A 19719-nucleotide genomic window follows, 5' to 3' on the forward strand; every position below is an offset into this window, starting at 1 on the left:
CAATGCCACAAATACTACCAATTTCAAATATTTGAATAAGGGGACCGAGACTGCTTCGCGCCCTGGCAGGAAATCCTAATATCCAATATCTAATGCCTAAACAATATCAAATAACAAAATTATAATGACCTAAACAGGAACCGGGATTACCACAGCCGCCTGACGGCGGCTTCGCAAAGACGGGGCGGAAGTCGGTATTAGATTGCCACGGCCGCCTTGGCGGCCTCGCAATGACGCATATAGGTAGCTGACGGCTGACAGCTGATGGCTGATTGCTTCGGATACTACCAATTTCCAATATTTGAATAAGGCTTACCGTTATTATAACCGCCGTGGTCTGCTGTTTACTGTCTACTACCTACTAAAAAGCTGACCGCTGAAAGCTCGCTTTGCGAGGCTACGCCGAAACAATCCCGGTGCTTTTTACTGATAACTGTCTACTGCCTACTAAAAAGCTGAATGCTGATGGCTGATGGCTGACTGCTTTCAGCCCGCCCGCTACCGCTTCATATTAACGAACTGCAGCGGAATGTCATAGTCCTGCTCTTTAAGCTGCCGCATGATTTCCTGAAGGTCATCAATGCTCTTGCCGGTGACCCGCAGTTGTTCGCCCTGGATGGCCGGTTCTACTTTCAGCTTCAGGCTTTTGATGAACTTGACGATTTTCTGGGCGGTTTCCTTGGCAATGCCTTCTTTGATTTTGACTTCCATCTCCGCCTCGCCCTGCGCCGTGGCATCCATCTTGCCGAAATCCAGGCACTTGGGGTCCAGGTTAAAGCGCACCGCCTGGCCGATCAGCATTTCGGTCATGGCCTTGACCTTGACGTCATCCACGCTTTCCAGGTGAATCTTCTTTTCCTTGCGATCCAGCGTTATCTCGCTCTTAACGTTGCGGAAATCATAGCGGGACGTGGTTTCCCGTTTTACATTATTGATAGCGTTGTCCAGCGCCTGCAGGTCAACGTCGCTGACGATATCTACTGAGGGCATGTCTGAATCCTCCTTCGTGCCGGTTTGACTGCGCTAATTGTACCTGAAAAGACCCCCTGTCGTCAGCCGCCGCCGAAATCCGGACTGACAGCTGTCACGGTTTTGGCTTATACTGTACATATCAACGGGAGGTACCGCTTGTCGCTGGATATTACCAAAGTAGCCGGGCAAATCGGCGCCATGGCCGCCGGCCTGAAACAGGGCGCCGCTGAAAAGCGGGCTCATCTGGATGCCGCGGCTAAAACCATCAGCACCGCCGACGGGGCCGTACTGAGCGAAAAGGTTCGCCTCAGCAAAACCTCCTTCCTGCTGGCCGCCCCGACCGGCAACCTTAACGAGCGCTACCCTGCCCCACCGCCGCCCGCCGATTACTCCGTGGTGGCCGCCGACGGCTCCCATATTGACCTTGACCGCCACCAGGCCGCCGCCTGCCGGCTGATCAATATCGGCACGGTGCGGCTGGATTACGGCGCCATCCCCGACGCGGCCCTGGACAGCCGCCCGCGGCTGCTGGCGGATGATGCTGATTTATACATTCAGGACCCGGACGGCCCCCGGGCGACGCCGCTCACCGGGGCTTTGCTGGGCATCAAGCGGGACGTGGAAGAGTTCCAGGCACTGGCGGAGCTCTCCGCCGCCCTGCCCCCGGAACATCCGGCGCTGGCCTTGTCCGACGGCTCGCTCATCCGCTGGAGTCTGACCACCGCCAATTACGAAGCCTACGTCCTGCGGGAACTGCTGGAGAACGGCTACGTCAAGTGCCTGGACGAGTTTCAGCGCCGGTGCAATGAACGGGAACTGGCCGTAGCCTCTTATATCTCACGCCCCGGCGGCGAGGAGGTGGTCAACACCCTGCGGCTGGCCGTCTGCCCGTACGAACCGGCTAACTGCGACCGGCACTGCGGGCAGCTCAAAAACGGCGCCCGCCCCTGCGACACCCTGTCCGGCGTCAGCGATGCCGAATTATTTGAACGTTTTCTGGAAACCGGACAGCGCTCCGCGGTCTTCGAAAGCACCTCCAAGGTCATCGGCCAGTACTACGGCGGCCACCGCATCGGCTTCTTCTACCTCAAGCTGGAGGACGAGGTCGCCAGGGTAGAACTGCCGCTATGGCTGGCGGAACTGCCGGGTCGGCTGGATTTGCTGCACACGCTGGTGCTGGAACAGGCCAGGAAGGGCCAGGGTTATCCCGTCGCCCTCGCCGAGGCCCATGAGCAGGCCGTGGTCACCGGCGCCGACCGGGCGGTTTTTTACGAGGTAATTGATGTTTATCTGCGGGAAGAAGGTTTGAATGAGACCGTGTCCGCCAAGAGTTTCAGCAAGCAGGCGAGGTGGTTGTGAGGCGAGCTGTCAGCCGTCAGCTGTCAGCCGTCAGCTTTCAGCTATCAGCTGAGAAAGAATATCTAATGTCTAAACAAATTCAAATATTCAATACTCTAAACATGGGAAACCTGGGCGGGTCGGGCATGCCCGACCCCTACAAAGCTATTCGTAAAACCCGGCTTTTCCGTAGGGGCGAGGCATGCCTCGCCCGCATCGTAAAGAACGTGACATTCAAATACAACGGTCAAACTAGTCACCACCATCCACGAATGGCCATCCACCAGTTGGGCATGCCTTGAACCCTGATTACCGAAGTGCTAGGCTTATCGCCAGGAAAATCGCAGGAGGCCACATATGAGCTTGAGAGGCAAGATCATCATCTCCGTCGCGCTGTTCATTGGATTGCTCGGCATGGCAGGACTCAATGCTTCCTTCATGAAAGCTGGAGGCTTCATTCAAAGCGTTGAGGTTGATTCGCTTCTTTACTACGGCTCAATGCTTTTTGCCAGCATCATAGCCATTGTGTTCACTCTGGATCATGAACAAAGGAAATCCAGGTAAAGCTACCGATACTATCGGCTCACAGGCCGGTTAATGTGGCGGAGCGGGGTTTCTCACGGGGGCGAGGCATGCCTCGCCCGCATCGTAAAGCAGACGTCATGAATAAACCAACCCGCATAAAGACTGAATCTTTCCCGGTTCGGAAAAATACCCGGCTAAAAGAGTATGATTATTCCACGGCCGCAGTGTATTTTATTACCGTTTGCGTACAGGACAAAAAATGCCTGTTCGGTGAAGTCACAGATGGTACGATAACCGTGAGCGCTCTCGGCACGATGACCGAACAATGCTGGAAGGATATTATCAAACATTCCCCCGACATTGAAATTGACGAATGGGTGGTCATGCCGAACCATTTCCACGGTATTGTTCATATCCCGGACATAACGGGGCGGGCGAGGCATGCCTCGCCCCTACAACACCCTGCCCCTCGGCGTACTGTTGTCGGGACTGTCATCGGTTCATTTAAATCAGCGGTAACCCGACGTTTGAAGCAGGACGGATTGATATCCGCATCAGTTTGGCAACGCGGCTATTATGAGCACGTCGTCCGGAACGAAGAAGACCTTGCCCGTATACGGGAATACATCGCGTGGAATCCAGCCCGGTGGACGGACGACCCAGAATACCACGAGGGTGACATTCAATGAAGACGTGTTTCCGTAGGGGCGAGGCATGCCTCGCCCGCATCGTAAAGATCTTGACGTTCAGACCTAACGGCCAAATCAATCACCACCATCCCCGATTAGCCATTGACCGGGGCGGGTCGGGCATGCCCGACCCCTACAAAGCTATTCATAACGTCGGGTGTTTCCGTAGGGGCGAGGCATGCCTCGCCCGCATCGTAAAGATCTTGACGTTCAAACCTAACGGCCAAATTGACAATCACCATCCCCGATTAGCCATTGACCGGGGCGGGTCGGGCATGCCCGACCCCTACAAAGCTATTCATAACGTCCCTGGACTTCAAACTTTTCTCCAGTCTGATAACGCTACACTGATATGGGAGCTATAATCCAATGAATCCAGAATCTAAAATCGCCGAAATTATTGAAACCGCCTCCACCGGCTTCACCGCCCAGTGCTATGACCTGAACGCCGCGCCGGCGCTGGGGGCGCTGGTGAAAACCACCGTGGACGGCATCGTCGTCTACGCTGTGGTATCCCACGCCGCCACCACCTCCATGGAACCCGGCCGCAAGCCGGTGGCCCGCGGCCGGGACGAGACTGACGAAGACGCCGTCTTCGCCGCCAACCCCCATCTGGAGAAACTGATGCGCTGTGAGATTGAGGCGGTCATTGCCGGCCATGCCGGCCCTGACGGCACCATCCGTCACCACCTGCCGCCCCGCCCCGCCCGGCTCCACGGCTTCATCCATGAATGCGCCGCCGCTGAGATCCGGGACTTCAGCGCCCGGGCCGGTTTCATCCCGCTGCTGCTGGCTGCCCAAGGACCGGTCCCGCCGGAGGAACTGACCGCCGCGGCGTTGCGGGCTATCGGCGCCGCCTATGAAGGCGAGGAGCGCCGGGCTTTCCTGGTCGCCGCCGGACAGACGCTGGCGCGGCTGCTGGCCGCTGATTATAATCGCTTGAAAACCATACTGGAGAGGCTGGGGTCATGAGCATGGAACACCACCTGGGCATCGTTACCGCCGGTTCACTGAACAAGGGCATTGAGGTCAAGCTGGACGGCGCGGCCTCCATTGAAGACATGGCCGTCGGCCGCTACGTCACCATTGAGGGAAACAAGCGCCGTTTCTTCGGCATGATTACCGACGTTTCCCTCGGCGTCACCGACCCGGCGCTGACCGTTTCCCCGCCGTCCGATGACGGCTTTCTGTCTGAAATCCTGACCGGAACTTCGGCCTACGGCTCGCTGCATGTCGCCCCTTATCTGACCATAGGAGGCACTGAAACGGCCATAGACGGCCCCCAGCCGGTCAAGACGATACCTGGGCACTTCTCGCCCGTCAAGGAGGCCTCAGCGGCCGACATCGAGTTGGTCTTCGGCAAGGAAGACGCCAAAAAATTCTGGATCGGCAACCCGCTGGACATGGAGGTCAAGCTCTGTCTGGACTTGCAGAATCTGGCCAAACGCTCCAACGGCATCTTCGGTAAAAGCGGCACCGGCAAGACCTTCCTGACCCGCATGCTGCTCATCGGCCTGCTGCAGAAATCCGCCGCGGTCAATCTGGTCTTTGACATGCACTCGGAGTACGGCTGGGCCGGGACATTTGAAGGCAAGGGGCGCAAGGTCAAAGCCCTGAAACAGCTCTTCCCGTCCAAGGTGGCCGTCTTTACCCTGGATGAAGAAAACTCCCGCCAGCGCGGCGTATCCACCGATTTTGTCGTCAGGATCGGCCTGGAGGAAATCGAGCCGGAGGACATCTCCCTGCTGCGTCAGACCCTCAACCTGACCGATGCCGCGGTGGAAGCGGTGTATCAGTTGCGCCGGCATTACGGCAAGGGGTGGTTCACCGCCGCTGAGGACATTGAGGATTCCGCCACCCTGGATGAGCTGAAAATTCATGAAAGCACCTTCCAGAACCTCAGGCGCGGCCTGAACACCATCCGGCGGCTGCCGTTTATCGCCCCCAACGCCCCCGGCGATGTGGTGGACACCATGCTGAAATACCTGGAATCCGGCAAGCACGTGGTGCTGGAATTCGGCCGTTATACCGATATCACCGCCTACATGCTGGTCGCCAACCTGCTGACCCGGCGCATCTACGCTTCCTACCGCGACCGCACCGAGAAAGCGGTGGCTGCCGACAGCGGCTACCCCACGCCCCTGGTAATCACTATCGAGGAAGCCCACAAGTTCCTGAACTCCGGCGTGGCCTCCCAGACCATCTTCGGCACCATCGCCCGCGAGATGCGCAAGTATTCCGTCACCCTGCTGATCATAGATCAGCGGCCGTCGGGCATTGACGATGAGATCATGTCCCAGCTCGGTACCAAGATCACCTGCCTGCTGGACTCGGAAAAGGATATTGACGCGGTGCTGTCCGGCGTGTCAGGCAAGAACGAATTGAAAAACGTGCTGGCCAAGCTGTCTTCCCGCCAGCAGGCGCTCATCTTCGGCCACGCCGTGCCCATGCCGGTGGCCTTCACGCCGCGGGAATACGGCAGTGACTACGGCGACTGGGGCGACACCGCGGCGCAGGTGACGGATAAGGAGATTGAGGAGTTGTGGGAATAAAAGCTGTCAGCTGTCAGCCATCAGCTTTTTAGTAGGCAGTAGACAGTAAACAGTCAGCAGTTTACAGTAATGAATACCGGGATTGCTTCGGCGCAGCCTCGCAAGGCGAGTTGTCAGCTGCCAGCCGTCAGCTTCCTGGATTACCCGCTTTCGCGGGTAATGACAAAAAGTGAGGGTAATGACAACAAAATAAATGTCATCCTCGGCGAAAGCCGAGTACCCACCGGGCGGGAGAGGCATGCCTCTCCCCTACGGAAAAGTCCACGTTTTGAAACTTTTGGTTTAGCTTTCAGCCATCAGCAGTCAGCTATCAGCTTTCAGCCCCCCTCCCCGTCACTGCGAGCGACCAGCCGGCGCGAAGGAGTCTCGGTACTTTTGTTGAAGTATTGGAAATTGGTAGTATTTTCCCGTCTTTGCGCCGCCCCGGTACTAGTCCTTAAGGCCCAGACATCCTTGACAATAACGAAGCGTCATTGTAATATCAAAACATTAACATCTTTTTAGGAGGGTTCCAGGTATGTTCAAAAAAGCACTGGTTGTGAAAATCCTGGGGGCACTGCTGGTTATGGCCTTGTTGATTCCGGCCGCCGGCTGTTCCAAGGACACCATTAAAATCGGCGCGGTCATGGACCTCACCGGCGCGCTGTCCGGTATCGGCGGTCCTATCCGCGACGGCATCGTTCTGGCTGTTGAACAGATCAACGCCGCCGGCGGCATCGATGGCCGCGACGTCGAACTCATCGTTGAAGACGGCAAGACCGACCCCACCGCTGGATTCGAAGCCGTCAAGAAACTAGCCACCGTTAATCAGGTCAAGGTCATCATCGGCCCCATGATTTCCGGCGCTGTCATGGCTGCCGGCCAGTGGGCTGCCGACAACGGCGTTCTGCTGATTTCACCTTCAGCCACTTCACCTGACATCGGGCAACAGTCATGGCGACAGTACTTCATCCGCACCGCGCCTTCCGATACTCTTCAAGGTCGCGCCATGGCCCAGATTATCTCTGAAGAAGGCTATCAGAGAGTCGGCATCATCGTTCAGGACAATCAGTACGGCGTCGGTATCGGTAATGAAGTTCAGAGCCTGGTCGGCGCCGGCAATGTTGTATCCTACATCAAATACGACCCGCTCAAACTCGACTACCAGTCCGAGCTTCAGCAACTCAAGGCCGCGAATCCGGATGTCGTCGTTCACGCCGGCTACCAGGATGACGCTCAAATCGTCTTCCGCCAAGCCGCCCAGGTCGGCCTGGATACCGCACAGTGGATCACCTCCGAAGGCGTCAAGGCTGATCGCACCCTGGAAGACGCTGCTGCCGCCGCTTTCATGCGGGATAATGTCATCGGCACCAACCCGGTCGCTCCGGAAGGGTTGGCTATCGCCGCCACCTTCGCCCAGCAGTACGAAGCCCGCTTCGAACGCGCTCCGGGTACCTACAGCGATACCGTCTATGACGCCGCCAAGCTGGTACTTCAGGCGATGAAGAACGTTGACTATAACAGTGCTTCCGCCATCTCCGCCGAGATCAAGAGAATCGGTAGCAATTACTCCGGCGTTTCCGGTGTAATTACCTTCGACCAGTATGGCGATCGCCAGAATGCTACCTTTGAGGTCTGGAAAGTCGTCGCAGACGGCGCAGGCTTCAAGTACGAGCAGGTTCGGCTCATCGACCAGTAGTTTTTAGTTTACGGTAAAGAAAGGAAGGGCGCCCGATGGGCGCCCTTCCTTTCTTTTAATATCTAATGTCTAATATCAAAGCACCAAACAAATCCAAAACTACAATATCGAATGACCGAAACAGGGTGCCGAGATTGCTTCGCTCCCGTCACTGCGAGCGACCAACAGGCGCGAAGCAGTCTCGGTTAAAGGTCTGTATAAAGGTCCTTCCATTCGGGATTCAATTCGTTTATAAGATTGATTTTCCTCTGCCTTGAACTGCCTTTGAGCTTTTTCTCACGACTAATGGCCGATTCGGCTGTTTCATGCACTTCGTACCAAACAAGTTTGTCTATCCGATATTTCTTTGTAAATCCATCAGCCATCTTTTCCTTGTGTTGATAAACCCGGCCTGGGAGGTTGCTGGTCACACCTACATACAGTGCTGTACCGGTTTTATTAGCCAAGATGTATACGCAGAATAATTTGTCCATTGAATAAGTAATTTATCAGAAAAGTCTGTCAAGAACGAGAAACCGAGATTGCTTCGCCGTAGGCTCGCAATGACGTATGGAGGAAACGACGTACGGAAAAGCAAGTTCGCACCACTCCCATCTCTGCGAGAGGCCGGAGGACGCGAAGCAGTCTCGGTGCTCCAAGCTAAAGACTGACTGCTCTTAATCAGGACTGTATTCGGCCGAAGACTCCGGCGACTCCCACACCTTGACCGATTCCAGCGTCACGCCGGTGATCTCCGGCGCCAGCGCCTCATAGATGACCCTGGCGATGTTCTCAGCGGAAGGGTTGATGCCGTCGAAGGGCGGTACGTCATTCAGGAGGGTATGGTCATAGCGCGCCAAAACCGGCTTCAGCAGGGCTTTGAGTTCGGTGAAGTCACAGGCCAGACCGGTGTCATCCAGTTCGGCAGCGGCCACTTTGACCATTACCCGGTAGCGGTGGCCGTGGAGCTGTTCGCATTTGCCGCCGTAGCCGCGGAGGAAGTGGGCGGCGTCGAAATGGCTTTCCACACTGATACGGTACATAGGTTTAATCTCCCCTGCCGGCCGGCAGTGCTATCAGCCCAGGCCCAGGTAGCGCTTGCGGGCGTCCTCGTTCTCCAGGATGGTGGCCGCCGGGCCTTCCAGCGCCAGCTTGCCGGTGACCAGCACGTAGGCGCGTTCGGAGAAAGCCAGAATCCGGCGGGTGTTCTGCTCGATAATCATCAGCGCCGTGCCGGACTCGTTGATGAGCCGGAGCTTGTCGATAATGGTCTCCACCGCCTTGTGGGACAGCGAGGCCAGCGGCTCATCCAGCAGCAAAGCCCGCGGGTTGGCCATCATCGCCCGGGCGATGGCCAGCATCTGGCGCTCGCCGCCGGACAGGCTGCCGGCATAAAACTTCTTACGCCGCTCCAGCTCCGGGAACATCTGGTACATCCGCTCGATATCGGCTTTAACGCCGGCGCCGTCGTTCCGGGTAAAAGCGCCCATCTCCAGGTTCTCCTGGATAGTGAGGTTAGCGAAGACATTATCGGTCTGGGACACGTAACCCAGCCCCATGGCCACCGTCTTGTCAGGTGTAATATCGGTGACGTCCCGCCCGCCGAAGGTGACTTTGCCCTCAAACAACCGGGCGAAACCCAGCAGGGCTTTCAAAAGGGTGGATTTGCCGGAGCCGTTGGGTCCGATGACCGCCACGTTGCCGCCTTCTTCCAGGCGGATGGAAACGTTCTGGACGATATGGACGTCGCCGTAGCCGGCAACGATATTTTCAGCGGTCAGGATATCACTCATTACCGGCCTCCACAGCCCCGCTGCCGATATAAACCTCAAAGAACACCGGGTCATTGACCACCTGCTCCGGTTTGCCCTGAAGCACTACCCGGCCGCGGTCCATGACATACACCCAGTCAGCATGCGCCATCAGGAGTTCCAGCCGGTGTTCAATAACCAGGAAGCTCATGCCCTTTTCGGCCTTGAGCCGGTCAAGTTCTTCAAATATCTGCTTGCCCAGCACCGGATTGACGCCGGCGGCCGGTTCATCCAGCAGCAGCAGTTCCGGCTCCGACATCAGCGACCGGCCGATCTCCAGCAGTTTCTGCTGGCCGCCGGACATCTCGCCTGCCTTGGAAAAGGTCAGGTGGGATATATTGAGCAGCTCCAGCAGTTCCATGGCGCGGATAGCCAGACGGTCCTCGTCCCGGTGCCACGCGCCGCGGCGGAACAGGCTGTTGAAGATGTTGTCGCCGGGCTGGTTCCGGGCAGCGATTATCATGTTATCCAGCACCGACATCGTCGGGAACAACCGGGGGAACTGGAAGGCGTTGGCCATGCCCAGGTCATATATCTGGTGCGGCATCATTTTCTCAATGTCGCGTCCGGCGAAGGTGACCCTGCCGGAAGTGGCAGGACGCAGACCGTAAATGGAGGACAGCAGCGTCGTCTTGCCGCAGCCGTTGGGACCCACCAGGCCGACAAACTGTCCGCGCCCGACTTCCAGGTCCACCCCGGCCACGGCGCACAGCCCGCCGTAGTATTTTTGCAGGTTTTCTACTTTGAGGAGGGATTCAGCCATCGCATGGCCCTCCTTTACGGAAATTCCAAATCCTAATTTCTAAATCCCAAACAAATCCAAAATTCCAATATCCAATACCAAAACCTGACCGGTTTCGGGCTTTGTTCAGAAGAGTCTTCGGCGTCATTTCGAGGAGGGGTTCAACCATCGCATGGCCCTCCTTTACGGAAATTCCAAATCCTAATTTCTAAATCCCAAACAAATCCTAAATTCAAATATTCAATACCAAAACAGGTTGCTACCCGGTTCCGGCTATTGTTTACGGGATTAATTGAAGCACACAGCGTCATTTTGAGGAGGGATTCAGCCATCGCATGGCCCTCCTTGTGCCCAGGGTGTTGATCTTGCTCTCCTTGAACAGGCCGCCGGGGCGGTACATCAGTATCAGGATAATGATAAGGCCGAACATGATGTTCTGGAGATTGGTCGGGTCAATCGGTAAAGTAATATAGTCCTTGAGGATGATAGTGCCGCGCTCGAAGAGTTGAACCGCCGCGGCGCCGACGATAACGCCGATATTACTGCCCGGACCGCCCAGGATGACCATCATCCAGATAGTAAAGGTGATAATGGGCAGGAAGGAGTCCGGGGTGATATAACCGACGAAATTAGCAAAGAGCGCCCCGCCCAGGCCGGCCATGGCCGAGCCGACCATGAAGACGATGGCTTTATACTTGACACGGTTCTTGCCGATGGAGTCGGCGGCTACTTCATCGTCACGCAGGGCGCGCATGATGCGCCCGAAGGGTGAATTAGCCAGGTAACGCATGAAGAGGTAACTCAGCAGCAGCACGAAAGCCACCAGAGCCAGGTTGAGCCACAGCCGGAGAGCGAAATCACCCTGGGCGAAAACCGAGGGAATATTGATGCCCCAGACGCCGTTGGCCAGCCAGTCCTCGGCCTTGAAGAAGATGCGCAGAATTTCGCCGAAGGTCAGGGTGACGATAGCCAGGTAGTCTTCCCGGAGCCGGATGGCCGGCAGGGAGATTAAAAGGCCGAAGAGTGAGGCGATGACCGCCGCCAGCACCAGCGCCAGCCCCCAGAACACCCCCGCCTGTACCAGCAAGGCGTAGCCGTATGCGCCGATCATGAAGAAGGCCACCTTGCCGAAGTTGGCCAGACCGGTGTAACCGTATTCGGCGTTAAGAGACTTGGCTACGATGGCGAAGATGCCGACGTAAACCAGGGCATTCAGCGCATATACCAGTAACGGCTCCATTTAGTTACCCTTGAACGCTTTCGCCAGCCCCTGAGGCCGGAATATCAGCACGATAATTAAAATAACGAACGGTATTGCCATGCGGTACTGGGTGGACAGGCCTATTTCGGACAACAGCACCACACCGATATTCTCCGCCAGCCCGATGGCAAAGGCCGCCACCATGGCGCCGTAGAAGCTGCCGATGCCGCCCAGCACCACCACGGCGAAGGTCGGCAGGATGATGTCCCAGCCGACATAGGGCGTAATCCGGGTTTCCACGCCGCGGAACAACCCGGCGATGCCGGCCAGACCGGCGGACACAAACCAGGTAATCATCAACACTTTGGTGGTATCGATGCCGGCAGCCAGCGCCAGACGGGGGTTGGATGAAGTAGCCCGGATGGCTTTGCCGATCTTGGTGCGGGTCAGCATGTAATGCATCCCCGCGCCGACGGCAACCGCGGTGGCGATGATGATTATCCAGTGGAGGCTGACACGCAGAGAGCCGATCTCGTAAATGGGCCAGATGATATTGAAGGTGCGGGAGGAAAAGCCCCAAATTTCGCCGGCGGTATGGCGCAGGATGAAGCCCAGAGCCATAGAGGCCACCATCAAATGGATAATAGTCGTCCCGGCTTTATCGGCCAGCGGCTTGAAAACACCGCGGTAGCTCAAAAAACCAACGACACCGGCGCCCATGAAGGCCACCGGATAGGCTATAAACAGCGGCCAACCGAGCTGTTCGGCGATGAAGTAGCCAAGGAAGCCGCCGATGGCCATGAATTCGGCGTGGGCGAAGTTGGGGAACTTGACCAGGCCGTATAGCAGCGTCAGCCCGACCGCCGATATCAGATACAGGCTGCCGGTGACCGCTGAATTTACAATTATCTGTTCCCAGTTCAAATCTTGTCCCTGGTCGGAAAATCCGCGTTAATATAACAGATGAGGCCGAAATCGGCAACCATCGCGGTATTATACCGTAATAAGCTATCAGCCGTCAGCTATCAGCTATCAGCCTTTTAGTAGGCAGTACACAGTCGGCAGTTTACAGTAATGAATACCGGGATTGCTTCGGCGTGGCCTTGCAGGGTGAGCTTTCAGCTATCAGCTTCCGGCTGGCAGTAATCAGTACACAGTCGGCAGTTTACAGTAAAAAAACCCGGGATTGCTTCGGCGCAGGCTCGCAGGGTGAGGGCTGGCTTAAGTACCAGTCGCAGTTTCAGCTATGAGCTTTCAGCTAGCTTTCGCTGCTCAGTAATCAGTACACAGTCGGCAGTTTACAGTAAAAAATACCGGGATTGCTTCGGCGTCGCAGGGAGCTTTCAGCTATCAGCTTTCGGCTGGCAGTAATCAGTACACAGTCGGCAGTTTACAGTAAAAAATACCGGGATTGCTTCGGCGCAGCCTCGCAGGGTGAGCTTTCAGCTATCAGCTTTCGGCTGGCAGTAATCAGTACACAGTCGGCAGTTTACAGTAATGAATACCGGGATTGCTTCGGCGTGGCCTTGCAGGGTGAGCTTTCAGCTTTCGGCTGGCAGTAATCAGTACACAGTCGGCAGTTTACAGTAAAAAATACCGGGATTGCTTCGGCGCAGCCTCGCAGGGTGAGCTTTCAGCTATCAGCTTTCGGCTGGCAGTAATCAGTACACAGTCGGCAGTTTACAGTAAAAAATACCGGGATTGCTTCGGCGCAGCCTCGCAGGGTGAGCTTTCAGCTTCGGCGCAGCCTCGCAGGGGAGCTTTCAGCTTTCAGCTATCAGCTTTCGGCTGGCAGTAATCAGCTTTTACAGTAAAAAATACCGGGATTGCTTCGGCGCAGCCTCGCAGGGTGAGCTTTCAGCTATCAGCTTTCACTGGCAGTCACAGTCGGCAGTTTACAGTAAAAAATACCGGGATTGCTTCGGCGCAGCCTCGCAGGGTGAGCTTTCAGCAGTCAGGTTTCAGCTTTCAACCCCCTCCCCGTCACTGCGAGCGACCACAAGGCGCGAAGCAGTCTCGGTACTCCTATTCAAATATTTGAGATTGGTAGTATTTGTGGCATTGGTAGTATTTTCCGGCCATCAGCTACATGGATTACCCGCTTTCGCGGGTAATGACAACAAAATAAATGTCATCCCCGGCGAAAGCCGGGGATCCACGTCCTCAATAACTCGTTACTGTTTACTGGATATTAGAATTTCCTGGGGGATCCACTCCTACGGATGCGGGCCGGCGTACTCCACCTATACGCTGCGCGCCTCCTGGTTGATCCAATACCGGATACGGTGGCTGTCAGTGACATCATATTGCAGCAGCCACTTCAACTCACCTTTGAGACGTTTGGCTTTCCCCGCTGAATTAATGGTATCAGCCGGCGATTTCTCCAGAAAAGCCTTGCAGCGCTTCATCGGCTCCGGATACTGGCTTTCAAGCTGTCGCCAGCCCTTAAGCACGGCGTTTTTCTCCAGATACACGGCATACTTGCCGGACGGCTCAGTCAAGACGAACATACTCCCGGACAGCCTGGCCGTCCTTCAAAAGCACGGCAGTGGCGGGGTTGCTTTTAGCCTCGGCGGTCGCCTGCCAGGCGGCCAATAGCTCTTCCAGTTGTTCCCACTGGTTATGGCTGGCAGCTTCCTCAAATCCGGCCAGCAGTTCATCATAAAATTCGTCAATCTCACCAGCGTTAAGGTGAATCATCCAGGAAAATACCTTACTCCCGCTCGTGGGGCTTAACCGCAGCTCCCGGCCGAGCCTGATCAATAAATCTGCGTAATAGTTGAACGCATACATCTGACGCGCGGTTTCCCGATTAACGATAACCAGTTTCTTTTTACCACTGGTCACCGATACCGGATTGCGCCAGGCCTTTTCAAACCACATCTTCTGTTTAGCCTTGAGTTCAGTCGCAGTGACGATTTCATCATTGAATATTGTTGGCATTTTTCCGTACCTTTTTTAGTATCTTTTTATATACTTATTATGGTACCTTGCGCCGGGGATGTCAATATGAGGCCGAAAGCTGTCAGCTTTTTAGTAGGCAGTCGACAGTTGGCAGTTTACAGTAACAAATACCGGGATTGCTTCGGCGTAGCCTCGCAATGACGTTGGAGTGTGACAATGACCCCCTTCCCCGTCACTGCGAGCGACCACAAGGCGCGAAGCAGTATCGGTACTCCTATTCAAATATTTGAAATTGGTAGTATTTGTGGCATTGGTAGTATTTTCCGGCCATCAGCTACATGGATTACCCGCTTTCGCGGGTAATGACAACAAAAATTAATGTCATCCTCGGCGAAAGCCGGGGATCCACTCCGTACTGAATACTCGTACTGTCTACTGTTCACTGAATATTCTGCCCACTCGGTATATTCAAATATTTGAAATTGGTAGTATTTGTGGCATTGGTAGTATTTATACCCATTAGATATTAAAAGAGGGAGCCTCCATTTCTGGAGGCTCCCTCTGAAGCTGACAGCTGTTAGCTGAAAGCTGATAGCTTAAAGTTTAACTACACTACCGCCCGCGTCCGGACAATCAGCACAGTCACCAGAATGGTCAGAATACCGCCGATGCCGATGATCAGCCAGATATAGGTCGGCACTTCGGCGTCCGGCGCTCCCAACTGGGTCAGGGTAATGCCCGGCTGTGCCGTCTGGGTCACCGTCACCTGCGGCTGAGCCGCCGCAGCGGTAGTGAACACGCCGCTCACCCAGGCGGACTGCCCGGTAGCCGTCTGTGCCGCCACGCGCCAGTAGTACACCGCGCCGTTATTCAGCGGGCTGCCCGGCCAGGCGAAGGCGGCGATGGGTGAGGAGAAACGCTGCGGGTTGGTGAATCCGGAATCGGTGCCCACCTCAACCACATACCCCGTAGCCCCCGGTATGGGCGACCACTGGAACGAAGGATTGGTCGGCACGTCCTGGGCCGCCGGCGGCGGCGCCAGGTTCGGGTCGGTCTGTCCCGGCGCGTTCGGTTGAGTGGCAAACGAGGTGGTGCCCACGAACGAGGTCACCGGAGCCACCGCCCAGACGCTCACCGAATACACCGTATTGGAATCCAGGTTGTTAAAAGTATAGGTCAGGGTATCCAGGTCGTCCGCGGCCAGCACAGCCGTGTACACGTCACTGGCGGCCTCTGAACCGGCCACAATGGCCACACCGTAAGTGTCGGCGGTCGGCAGACCAGTCCAGGTAACGGTGGCTGAACCGGTATTGAAAGCGCCGATGCTGACACCCGGCACAGGCACCGCCAGGTGGTCGGTATAGGTATAAAGCTCATTGCCGTCGCCGATGGTCCACAGCTTGTTGGCTCCGGCCTGAGGCTGGATATAGAGCTTATTGGCCCCGGTAAAATCGTCGGAGGGCGAAATCTTACCGGCACGGGAAGCATCGGCCATAATCCGGCTGAGTTCAGCATCGGCATCCATGGCATAGATGACATAGTCGCCGCCGACAGCGATACCGGAGGCAATGCCGACGCCCTGGTCGACCGTGTTGGGTACGGAATTAGGTGAATCAAACAGCGGCGCGTCGCCGCCGTCATCAAAGCGGTCGCCCCATGAAGGCGTAGCGGCGGTCAGATTCATGGCAAAAACGCCGCTGTTATAGCTGGTAGCCCAGATCTTGGAATTGGAGCCGTATTCAAAGGTAATGGATACCGGAGCCGCAGCGCCCGGCAGAGCCGCTTCGGGCGACGCTGACCAGGTCACACCCAGGTCGGTGGAACGGGTCACCCGGCCGTTGTCATCAATGGCCGCCAGGGTGGAGCCGTCGGTGGAGCGGATAATGGCGGCGATATAGCCGGTCATCTCCGTGATGTTGGTGACATCCCAGAAGAAACCGCCGTTGGTGGTGCGGGCGAACCGGCCGTCGGTAGTGCCCACCACAAAGGTATTCAGGTTAATGACCTCATAGGAACAGACGGGACTGCCGGCAAACGGCGGCACCACCTGCGCCTCAAAGGTCTGGCCCCGGTCGGTGGAGCCGACGATAACGCCGCCGGTTGTGCCGTTGTCAGTGCCGTCGATGAAGAAGACACCGCCGTCGGAGGCGTAATTGGGCGAAAGTTCCAGCTTGGTCAGGTAATTGGGTTCCTGGTTGCCCAGCACCCGCTCCCAGTTGCCGCCGGAATAGCGCCACAATGACCGGTTGTCATAATTTTGGATTTCGCCCATGCGGTGTGACTGATCCGGCGCTACTGAAGACGTAATCATGAAGATGTCGCCGTTGGCGGCGAAAGCCACGTCGTCAATGGTATAAATGGTTGAATTCAAAAGGCTCAGGCCGTTCCAGTTGACGCCCTTGTCCACTGAAAGGTGGAAGCCGGCTTCATCATAAGGGGAGCCTTCCATTCTCGGCGTGGTCAAAGCATAGGCAACGCCGGAAGAAGCGAAGTCGCCGCGGAAGAGCACCTCGGCCGGCCCGTCGCCGGTGAGCTTCTTGCCCTGGGTCCAGACCTGCCCGTAGTTAAGAGTAGTATAAACTTCACCGTAAGCGGTGCCGGCAATCAAAGAAGCCGAAGTAAAACTACCGGTTACATCCAGACTGCCCACCGGCATCGGTTCGCTGATCAGCACGGCCGCGCCGTTCATTACCCGGTAAACGCCGCCGTCGCCGCCATAAGCGCCCACGCCGACATAGTAACTGGGGTTGGATATGGAAAAACCGGTCGGCAGGGCCAGTTGGCCGAAGATATCGTAAGCGATATATGAGCGTTCATTACTTTCAGCCAGCGTGATCTCCACGCCGGGCGTTGCTCCCCATGAGCCGCCGCCGACGTTATAGGAGATGAGGGCTGCGGTATAGGAATCGCCTAATTTATATGAATTGTAGATATTATCGTCAGTGGACAGCACCACCACACCCCTGTCGGTGGCGAAGCTGGGCGAAAGTTCGATGTCGATAATCCGCGCCCCCGGATTGGCGGTGGCAAAATCAGGCGTGCCCACCGGCACCAGGGTATTGAAGAATTCGGCTTCGTCCATTATGTAAACGTTGCCGCCGGAAAGCTCATAAGGAGTCGCACTCATTTTCTTTGAGGTGGCACCGCCGTAGGAAGTACCCACTATCACCTTATAGGCACCGCCCACTTTGGCCACGGCCATGGCGGTGATAAATTCGTAACTGTTCAGGGACGCCATAGTGGTGAAGTTCTTGCCGCCGTCAGTGGATTTCATGATGGTGGGGGTATAACCGGCGGTCATGGGTGTAGCCGTCGTTGTGCCCTGACCGGCGAAGGGTGTTGTGGATGGCGGCGGAGTGGAACTGGGCGGCGGTGTATTCTCCACATTAACTGCGATATAAATCACGTTAGCCTCGGTCGGCGAAGCGGCAATGGCGGTAATCTCGCCGGGCACTTCAGTGGCCGTCCAGGTGCGGCCGCCGTTGGTGGACTTGACCAGATTATAGCCCCAGTCAAGTAAGACCACATTGTTGGTCTCTTCCCCAAACCGGACATAGGCGTACAGCGCGCCGTCAGCGCCCATGGTCAGTAGGCCGGAGTCATATATGTTGTTGGGCATGACCAGGCCTTCCTCGGAAGGAGTGGCAAACTGCGTCCACTCATGAGTGCCGGCGCTGACCGGCATGACTGAGGTAATCAGCAGACTGGCCATAATCGCTGCGGTCAGCAGCACGTTGAAGATCCGGTGGAGTTTTTTCATGTTTAAGAAGCCTTTCTAAAAACTCTTATTGTACCGAATGTGATTCGGCATATATTAAATCAACCCATACTATAGTACTTTTAGTAACCGGAGTTCAAGCGGACGAGCTGTCAGCCATCAGCAGTCAGCTATCAGCTACCTACATGTGTCATTGCGAACACCCGCAGGGTGTGTGGCAATCTAATACCATCTTCCATTCTGTCATTGCGAAGCCGCGCAGCGGATGTGGCAATCTAATGAGTAACTGGATTACCATGATTTAGATTACCACGTCGCTTCGCTCCTCGTAATGACGGAGGGGGTAAGGGTTTTGTCTTTGCGGACGAGCTGCCATCTACCCTTATACGTCATTGCGAAGCCGCGTCAGCGGCTGTGGCAATCTAATACCAACTTCCGCCCTGTCATATCTCATCATATAAATCTCGCCATTCAGGGTTGAACTTCTCTATCAGGTCGTTCTTCCGTTTCCGCGACCATGACTTCAGTTGTTTCTCTCTGGTGATGGCGCCTTCGGCCTGAGGACAGGTTTCGTAATACACCAGCTTATTGATATTGTATCGGCTGGTGAAGCCGTCGGCCAATTTGGCTTTGTGCTGATACACCCGCTGTTTTAGATTTGAAGTAACACCGATATATATCACCGTATTAAACTCGGATGCCATGATATACACGGCGAATGTTTTTTCACGCATCGTCGCCATATTAACACAAAAGGCTCCTTGCCGTACCGGACATTCAAGACGAGATTACCACGTCGCTTCGCTCCTCGTAATGACGGATGGGTTAAGCGTTATCGTCATTGCGAAGCCGCGTCAGCGGCTGTGGCAATCTAATACCATCTTCCATTCTGTCATTGCGAAGCCGCGCAGCGGATGTGGCAATCTAATGAGTAACTGGATTACCATGATTTAGATTACCACGTCGCTTCGCTCCTCGTAATGACGGAGGGGGTAAGGGTTTTGTCTTTGCGGACGAGCTGCCATCTACCCTTATACGTCATTGCGAAGCCGCGTCAGCGGCTGTGGCAATCTAATACCAACTTCCACTCTGTCATATCTCATCATATAAATCTCGCCATTCAGGGTTGAACTTCTCTATCAGGTCGTTCTTCCGTTTCCGCGACCATGACTTCAGTTGTTTCTCTCTGGTGATGGCGCCTTCGGCCTGAGGACAGGTTTCGTAATACACCAGCTTATTGATATTGTATCGGCTGGTGAAGCCGTCGGCCAATTTGGCTTTGTGCTGATACACCCGCTGTTTTAGATTTGAAGTAACACCGATATATATCACCGTATTAAGCTCGGATGCCATGATATACACGGTAAAGGTTTTTTCACGCATCGTCGCCATATTAACACAAAGGGCTCCTTGCCGTACCGGACATTCAAGACGAGATTACCACGTCGCTTCGCTCCTCGTAATGACGGAGGGGTTAAGCGTTATCGTCATTGCGAAGCCGCGTCAGCGGCTGTGGCAATCTAATGAGTAACTGGATTACCATGATTTAGATTACCACGTCGCTTCGCTCCTCGTAATGACGGATGGGTTAAGCGTTATCGTCATTGCGA

The 19719-nt window shown here is 55.6% G+C and carries 18 protein-coding genes; 6 read left to right on the forward strand and 12 right to left on the reverse strand.

What is annotated here, in order from left to right; translation table 11 throughout:
- Positions 1-498: 498 nt before the first annotated feature.
- Positions 499-990 (reverse strand): YajQ family cyclic di-GMP-binding protein, encoded by a 492-nt coding sequence (locus V8247_RS02840; RefSeq protein ID WP_338738563.1) that lies wholly within the window; start codon positions 988-990, stop codon positions 499-501.
- A 138-nt stretch (positions 991-1128) separates the two neighbouring features.
- On the opposite strand from V8247_RS02840, the gene V8247_RS02845 reads away from it, so the two are divergent.
- From V8247_RS02845 to V8247_RS02870, 6 genes are all read left to right on the forward strand, one after another.
- Complete coding sequence (locus tag V8247_RS02845; protein WP_338738565.1) at positions 1129-2331, forward strand: DNA double-strand break repair nuclease NurA; 1203 nt, start codon at positions 1129-1131, stop codon at positions 2329-2331.
- 336 nt (positions 2332-2667) lie between these two features.
- Positions 2668-2874, forward strand: a complete 207-nt coding sequence (locus tag V8247_RS02850; protein ID WP_338738567.1) for a hypothetical protein — start codon at positions 2668-2670, stop codon at positions 2872-2874.
- 98 nt (positions 2875-2972) lie between these two features.
- The gene (locus tag V8247_RS02855; protein ID WP_338738569.1) at positions 2973-3524 is read left to right on the forward strand and encodes a transposase; all 552 of its coding nucleotides are present in this window, start codon (positions 2973-2975) and stop codon (positions 3522-3524) included.
- Positions 3525-3893: 369 nt separating this feature from the next.
- The gene (locus tag V8247_RS02860; protein ID WP_338738572.1) at positions 3894-4496 is read left to right on the forward strand and encodes a hypothetical protein; all 603 of its coding nucleotides are present in this window, start codon (positions 3894-3896) and stop codon (positions 4494-4496) included.
- Positions 4493-6076, forward strand: coding sequence for an ATP-binding protein (locus V8247_RS02865; RefSeq protein WP_338738574.1), 1584 nt, complete (start codon positions 4493-4495; stop codon positions 6074-6076). The genes V8247_RS02860 and V8247_RS02865 overlap by 4 nt, the downstream gene beginning before the upstream one ends.
- Positions 6077-6593: 517 nt before the next feature.
- A complete protein-coding gene (locus V8247_RS02870; protein ID WP_338738576.1) occupies positions 6594-7754 on the forward strand; it encodes an ABC transporter substrate-binding protein in 1161 nt (386 codons plus the stop codon).
- A 185-nt stretch (positions 7755-7939) separates the two neighbouring features.
- On the opposite strand, the gene V8247_RS02875 is transcribed toward V8247_RS02870, so the two are convergent.
- From V8247_RS02875 to V8247_RS02925, 11 genes are all read right to left on the reverse strand, one after another.
- Complete coding sequence (locus V8247_RS02875; RefSeq protein ID WP_338738578.1) at positions 7940-8227, reverse strand: GIY-YIG nuclease family protein; 288 nt, start codon at positions 8225-8227, stop codon at positions 7940-7942.
- Positions 8228-8410: 183 nt separating this feature from the next.
- Positions 8411-8776 carry a 6-carboxytetrahydropterin synthase QueD gene (gene queD, locus V8247_RS02880; RefSeq protein ID WP_338738581.1) on the reverse strand — a complete coding sequence of 122 codons (366 nt, stop codon included), beginning with the start codon at positions 8774-8776 and terminating at the stop codon, positions 8411-8413.
- Between the two features lie 33 nt (positions 8777-8809).
- Positions 8810-9526: an ABC transporter ATP-binding protein gene (locus tag V8247_RS02885; protein ID WP_338738583.1), complete on the reverse strand. Its 717-nt coding sequence runs from the start codon at positions 9524-9526 to the stop codon at positions 8810-8812.
- Positions 9519-10307 carry an ABC transporter ATP-binding protein gene (locus tag V8247_RS02890; protein ID WP_338738585.1) on the reverse strand — a complete coding sequence of 263 codons (789 nt, stop codon included), beginning with the start codon at positions 10305-10307 and terminating at the stop codon, positions 9519-9521. Before V8247_RS02890 ends, V8247_RS02885 begins: the two co-directional genes overlap by 8 nt.
- A gap of 286 nt (positions 10308-10593) precedes the next feature.
- Positions 10594-11526: a branched-chain amino acid ABC transporter permease gene (locus V8247_RS02895; RefSeq protein WP_338738587.1), complete on the reverse strand. Its 933-nt coding sequence runs from the start codon at positions 11524-11526 to the stop codon at positions 10594-10596.
- A complete protein-coding gene (locus tag V8247_RS02900) occupies positions 11527-12411 on the reverse strand; it encodes a branched-chain amino acid ABC transporter permease (RefSeq protein WP_338738589.1) in 885 nt (294 codons plus the stop codon).
- Positions 12412-13730: 1319 nt separating this feature from the next.
- The gene (locus tag V8247_RS02905; RefSeq protein WP_338738591.1) at positions 13731-13997 is read right to left on the reverse strand and encodes a hypothetical protein; all 267 of its coding nucleotides are present in this window, start codon (positions 13995-13997) and stop codon (positions 13731-13733) included.
- The gene (locus V8247_RS02910) at positions 13981-14430 is read right to left on the reverse strand and encodes a hypothetical protein (protein ID WP_338738593.1); all 450 of its coding nucleotides are present in this window, start codon (positions 14428-14430) and stop codon (positions 13981-13983) included. Before V8247_RS02910 ends, V8247_RS02905 begins: the two co-directional genes overlap by 17 nt.
- Before the next feature lie 568 nt (positions 14431-14998).
- Positions 14999-18151 carry a hypothetical protein gene (locus V8247_RS02915; RefSeq protein ID WP_338738595.1) on the reverse strand — a complete coding sequence of 1051 codons (3153 nt, stop codon included), beginning with the start codon at positions 18149-18151 and terminating at the stop codon, positions 14999-15001.
- Between the two features lie 401 nt (positions 18152-18552).
- Positions 18553-18852, reverse strand: a complete 300-nt coding sequence (locus V8247_RS02920; protein ID WP_375340873.1) for a GIY-YIG nuclease family protein — start codon at positions 18850-18852, stop codon at positions 18553-18555.
- A gap of 349 nt (positions 18853-19201) precedes the next feature.
- The gene (locus V8247_RS02925; protein ID WP_375340874.1) at positions 19202-19501 is read right to left on the reverse strand and encodes a GIY-YIG nuclease family protein; all 300 of its coding nucleotides are present in this window, start codon (positions 19499-19501) and stop codon (positions 19202-19204) included.
- Positions 19502-19719 lie beyond the last annotated feature (218 nt).

Source organism: Dehalogenimonas sp. W (assembly GCF_037094495.1).
Taxonomy (GTDB): domain Bacteria; phylum Chloroflexota; class Dehalococcoidia; order Dehalococcoidales; family Dehalococcoidaceae; genus Dehalogenimonas; species Dehalogenimonas loeffleri.

Bases quoted from the DNA above. Each gene is read 5' to 3' on its own strand.
- V8247_RS02855 (WP_338738569.1), top strand. From the start codon at position 2,973: ATGAATAAACCAACCCGCATAAAGACTGAATCTTTCCCGGTTCGGAAA.
- V8247_RS02865 (WP_338738574.1), top strand. From the start codon at position 4,493: ATGAGCATGGAACACCACCTGGGCATCGTTACCGCCGGTTCACTGAAC.
- V8247_RS02850 (WP_338738567.1), top strand. From the start codon at position 2,668: ATGAGCTTGAGAGGCAAGATCATCATCTCCGTCGCGCTGTTCATTGGA.
- V8247_RS02840 (WP_338738563.1), bottom strand. From the start codon at position 990: ATGCCCTCAGTAGATATCGTCAGCGACGTTGACCTGCAGGCGCTGGAC.
- V8247_RS02860 (WP_338738572.1), top strand. From the start codon at position 3,894: ATGAATCCAGAATCTAAAATCGCCGAAATTATTGAAACCGCCTCCACC.
- V8247_RS02910 (WP_338738593.1), bottom strand. From the start codon at position 14,430: ATGCCAACAATATTCAATGATGAAATCGTCACTGCGACTGAACTCAAG.
- V8247_RS02925 (WP_375340874.1), bottom strand. From the start codon at position 19,501: ATGGCGACGATGCGTGAAAAAACCTTTACCGTGTATATCATGGCATCC.
- V8247_RS02915 (WP_338738595.1), bottom strand. From the start codon at position 18,151: ATGAAAAAACTCCACCGGATCTTCAACGTGCTGCTGACCGCAGCGATT.
- V8247_RS02905 (WP_338738591.1), bottom strand. From the start codon at position 13,997: ATGTTCGTCTTGACTGAGCCGTCCGGCAAGTATGCCGTGTATCTGGAG.
- V8247_RS02875 (WP_338738578.1), bottom strand. From the start codon at position 8,227: ATGGACAAATTATTCTGCGTATACATCTTGGCTAATAAAACCGGTACA.
- V8247_RS02870 (WP_338738576.1), top strand. From the start codon at position 6,594: ATGTTCAAAAAAGCACTGGTTGTGAAAATCCTGGGGGCACTGCTGGTT.
- V8247_RS02895 (WP_338738587.1), bottom strand. From the start codon at position 11,526: ATGGAGCCGTTACTGGTATATGCGCTGAATGCCCTGGTTTACGTCGGC.
- V8247_RS02890 (WP_338738585.1), bottom strand. From the start codon at position 10,307: ATGGCTGAATCCCTCCTCAAAGTAGAAAACCTGCAAAAATACTACGGC.
- V8247_RS02885 (WP_338738583.1), bottom strand. From the start codon at position 9,526: ATGAGTGATATCCTGACCGCTGAAAATATCGTTGCCGGCTACGGCGAC.
- V8247_RS02920 (WP_375340873.1), bottom strand. From the start codon at position 18,852: ATGGCGACGATGCGTGAAAAAACATTCGCCGTGTATATCATGGCATCC.
- queD (WP_338738581.1), bottom strand. From the start codon at position 8,776: ATGTACCGTATCAGTGTGGAAAGCCATTTCGACGCCGCCCACTTCCTC.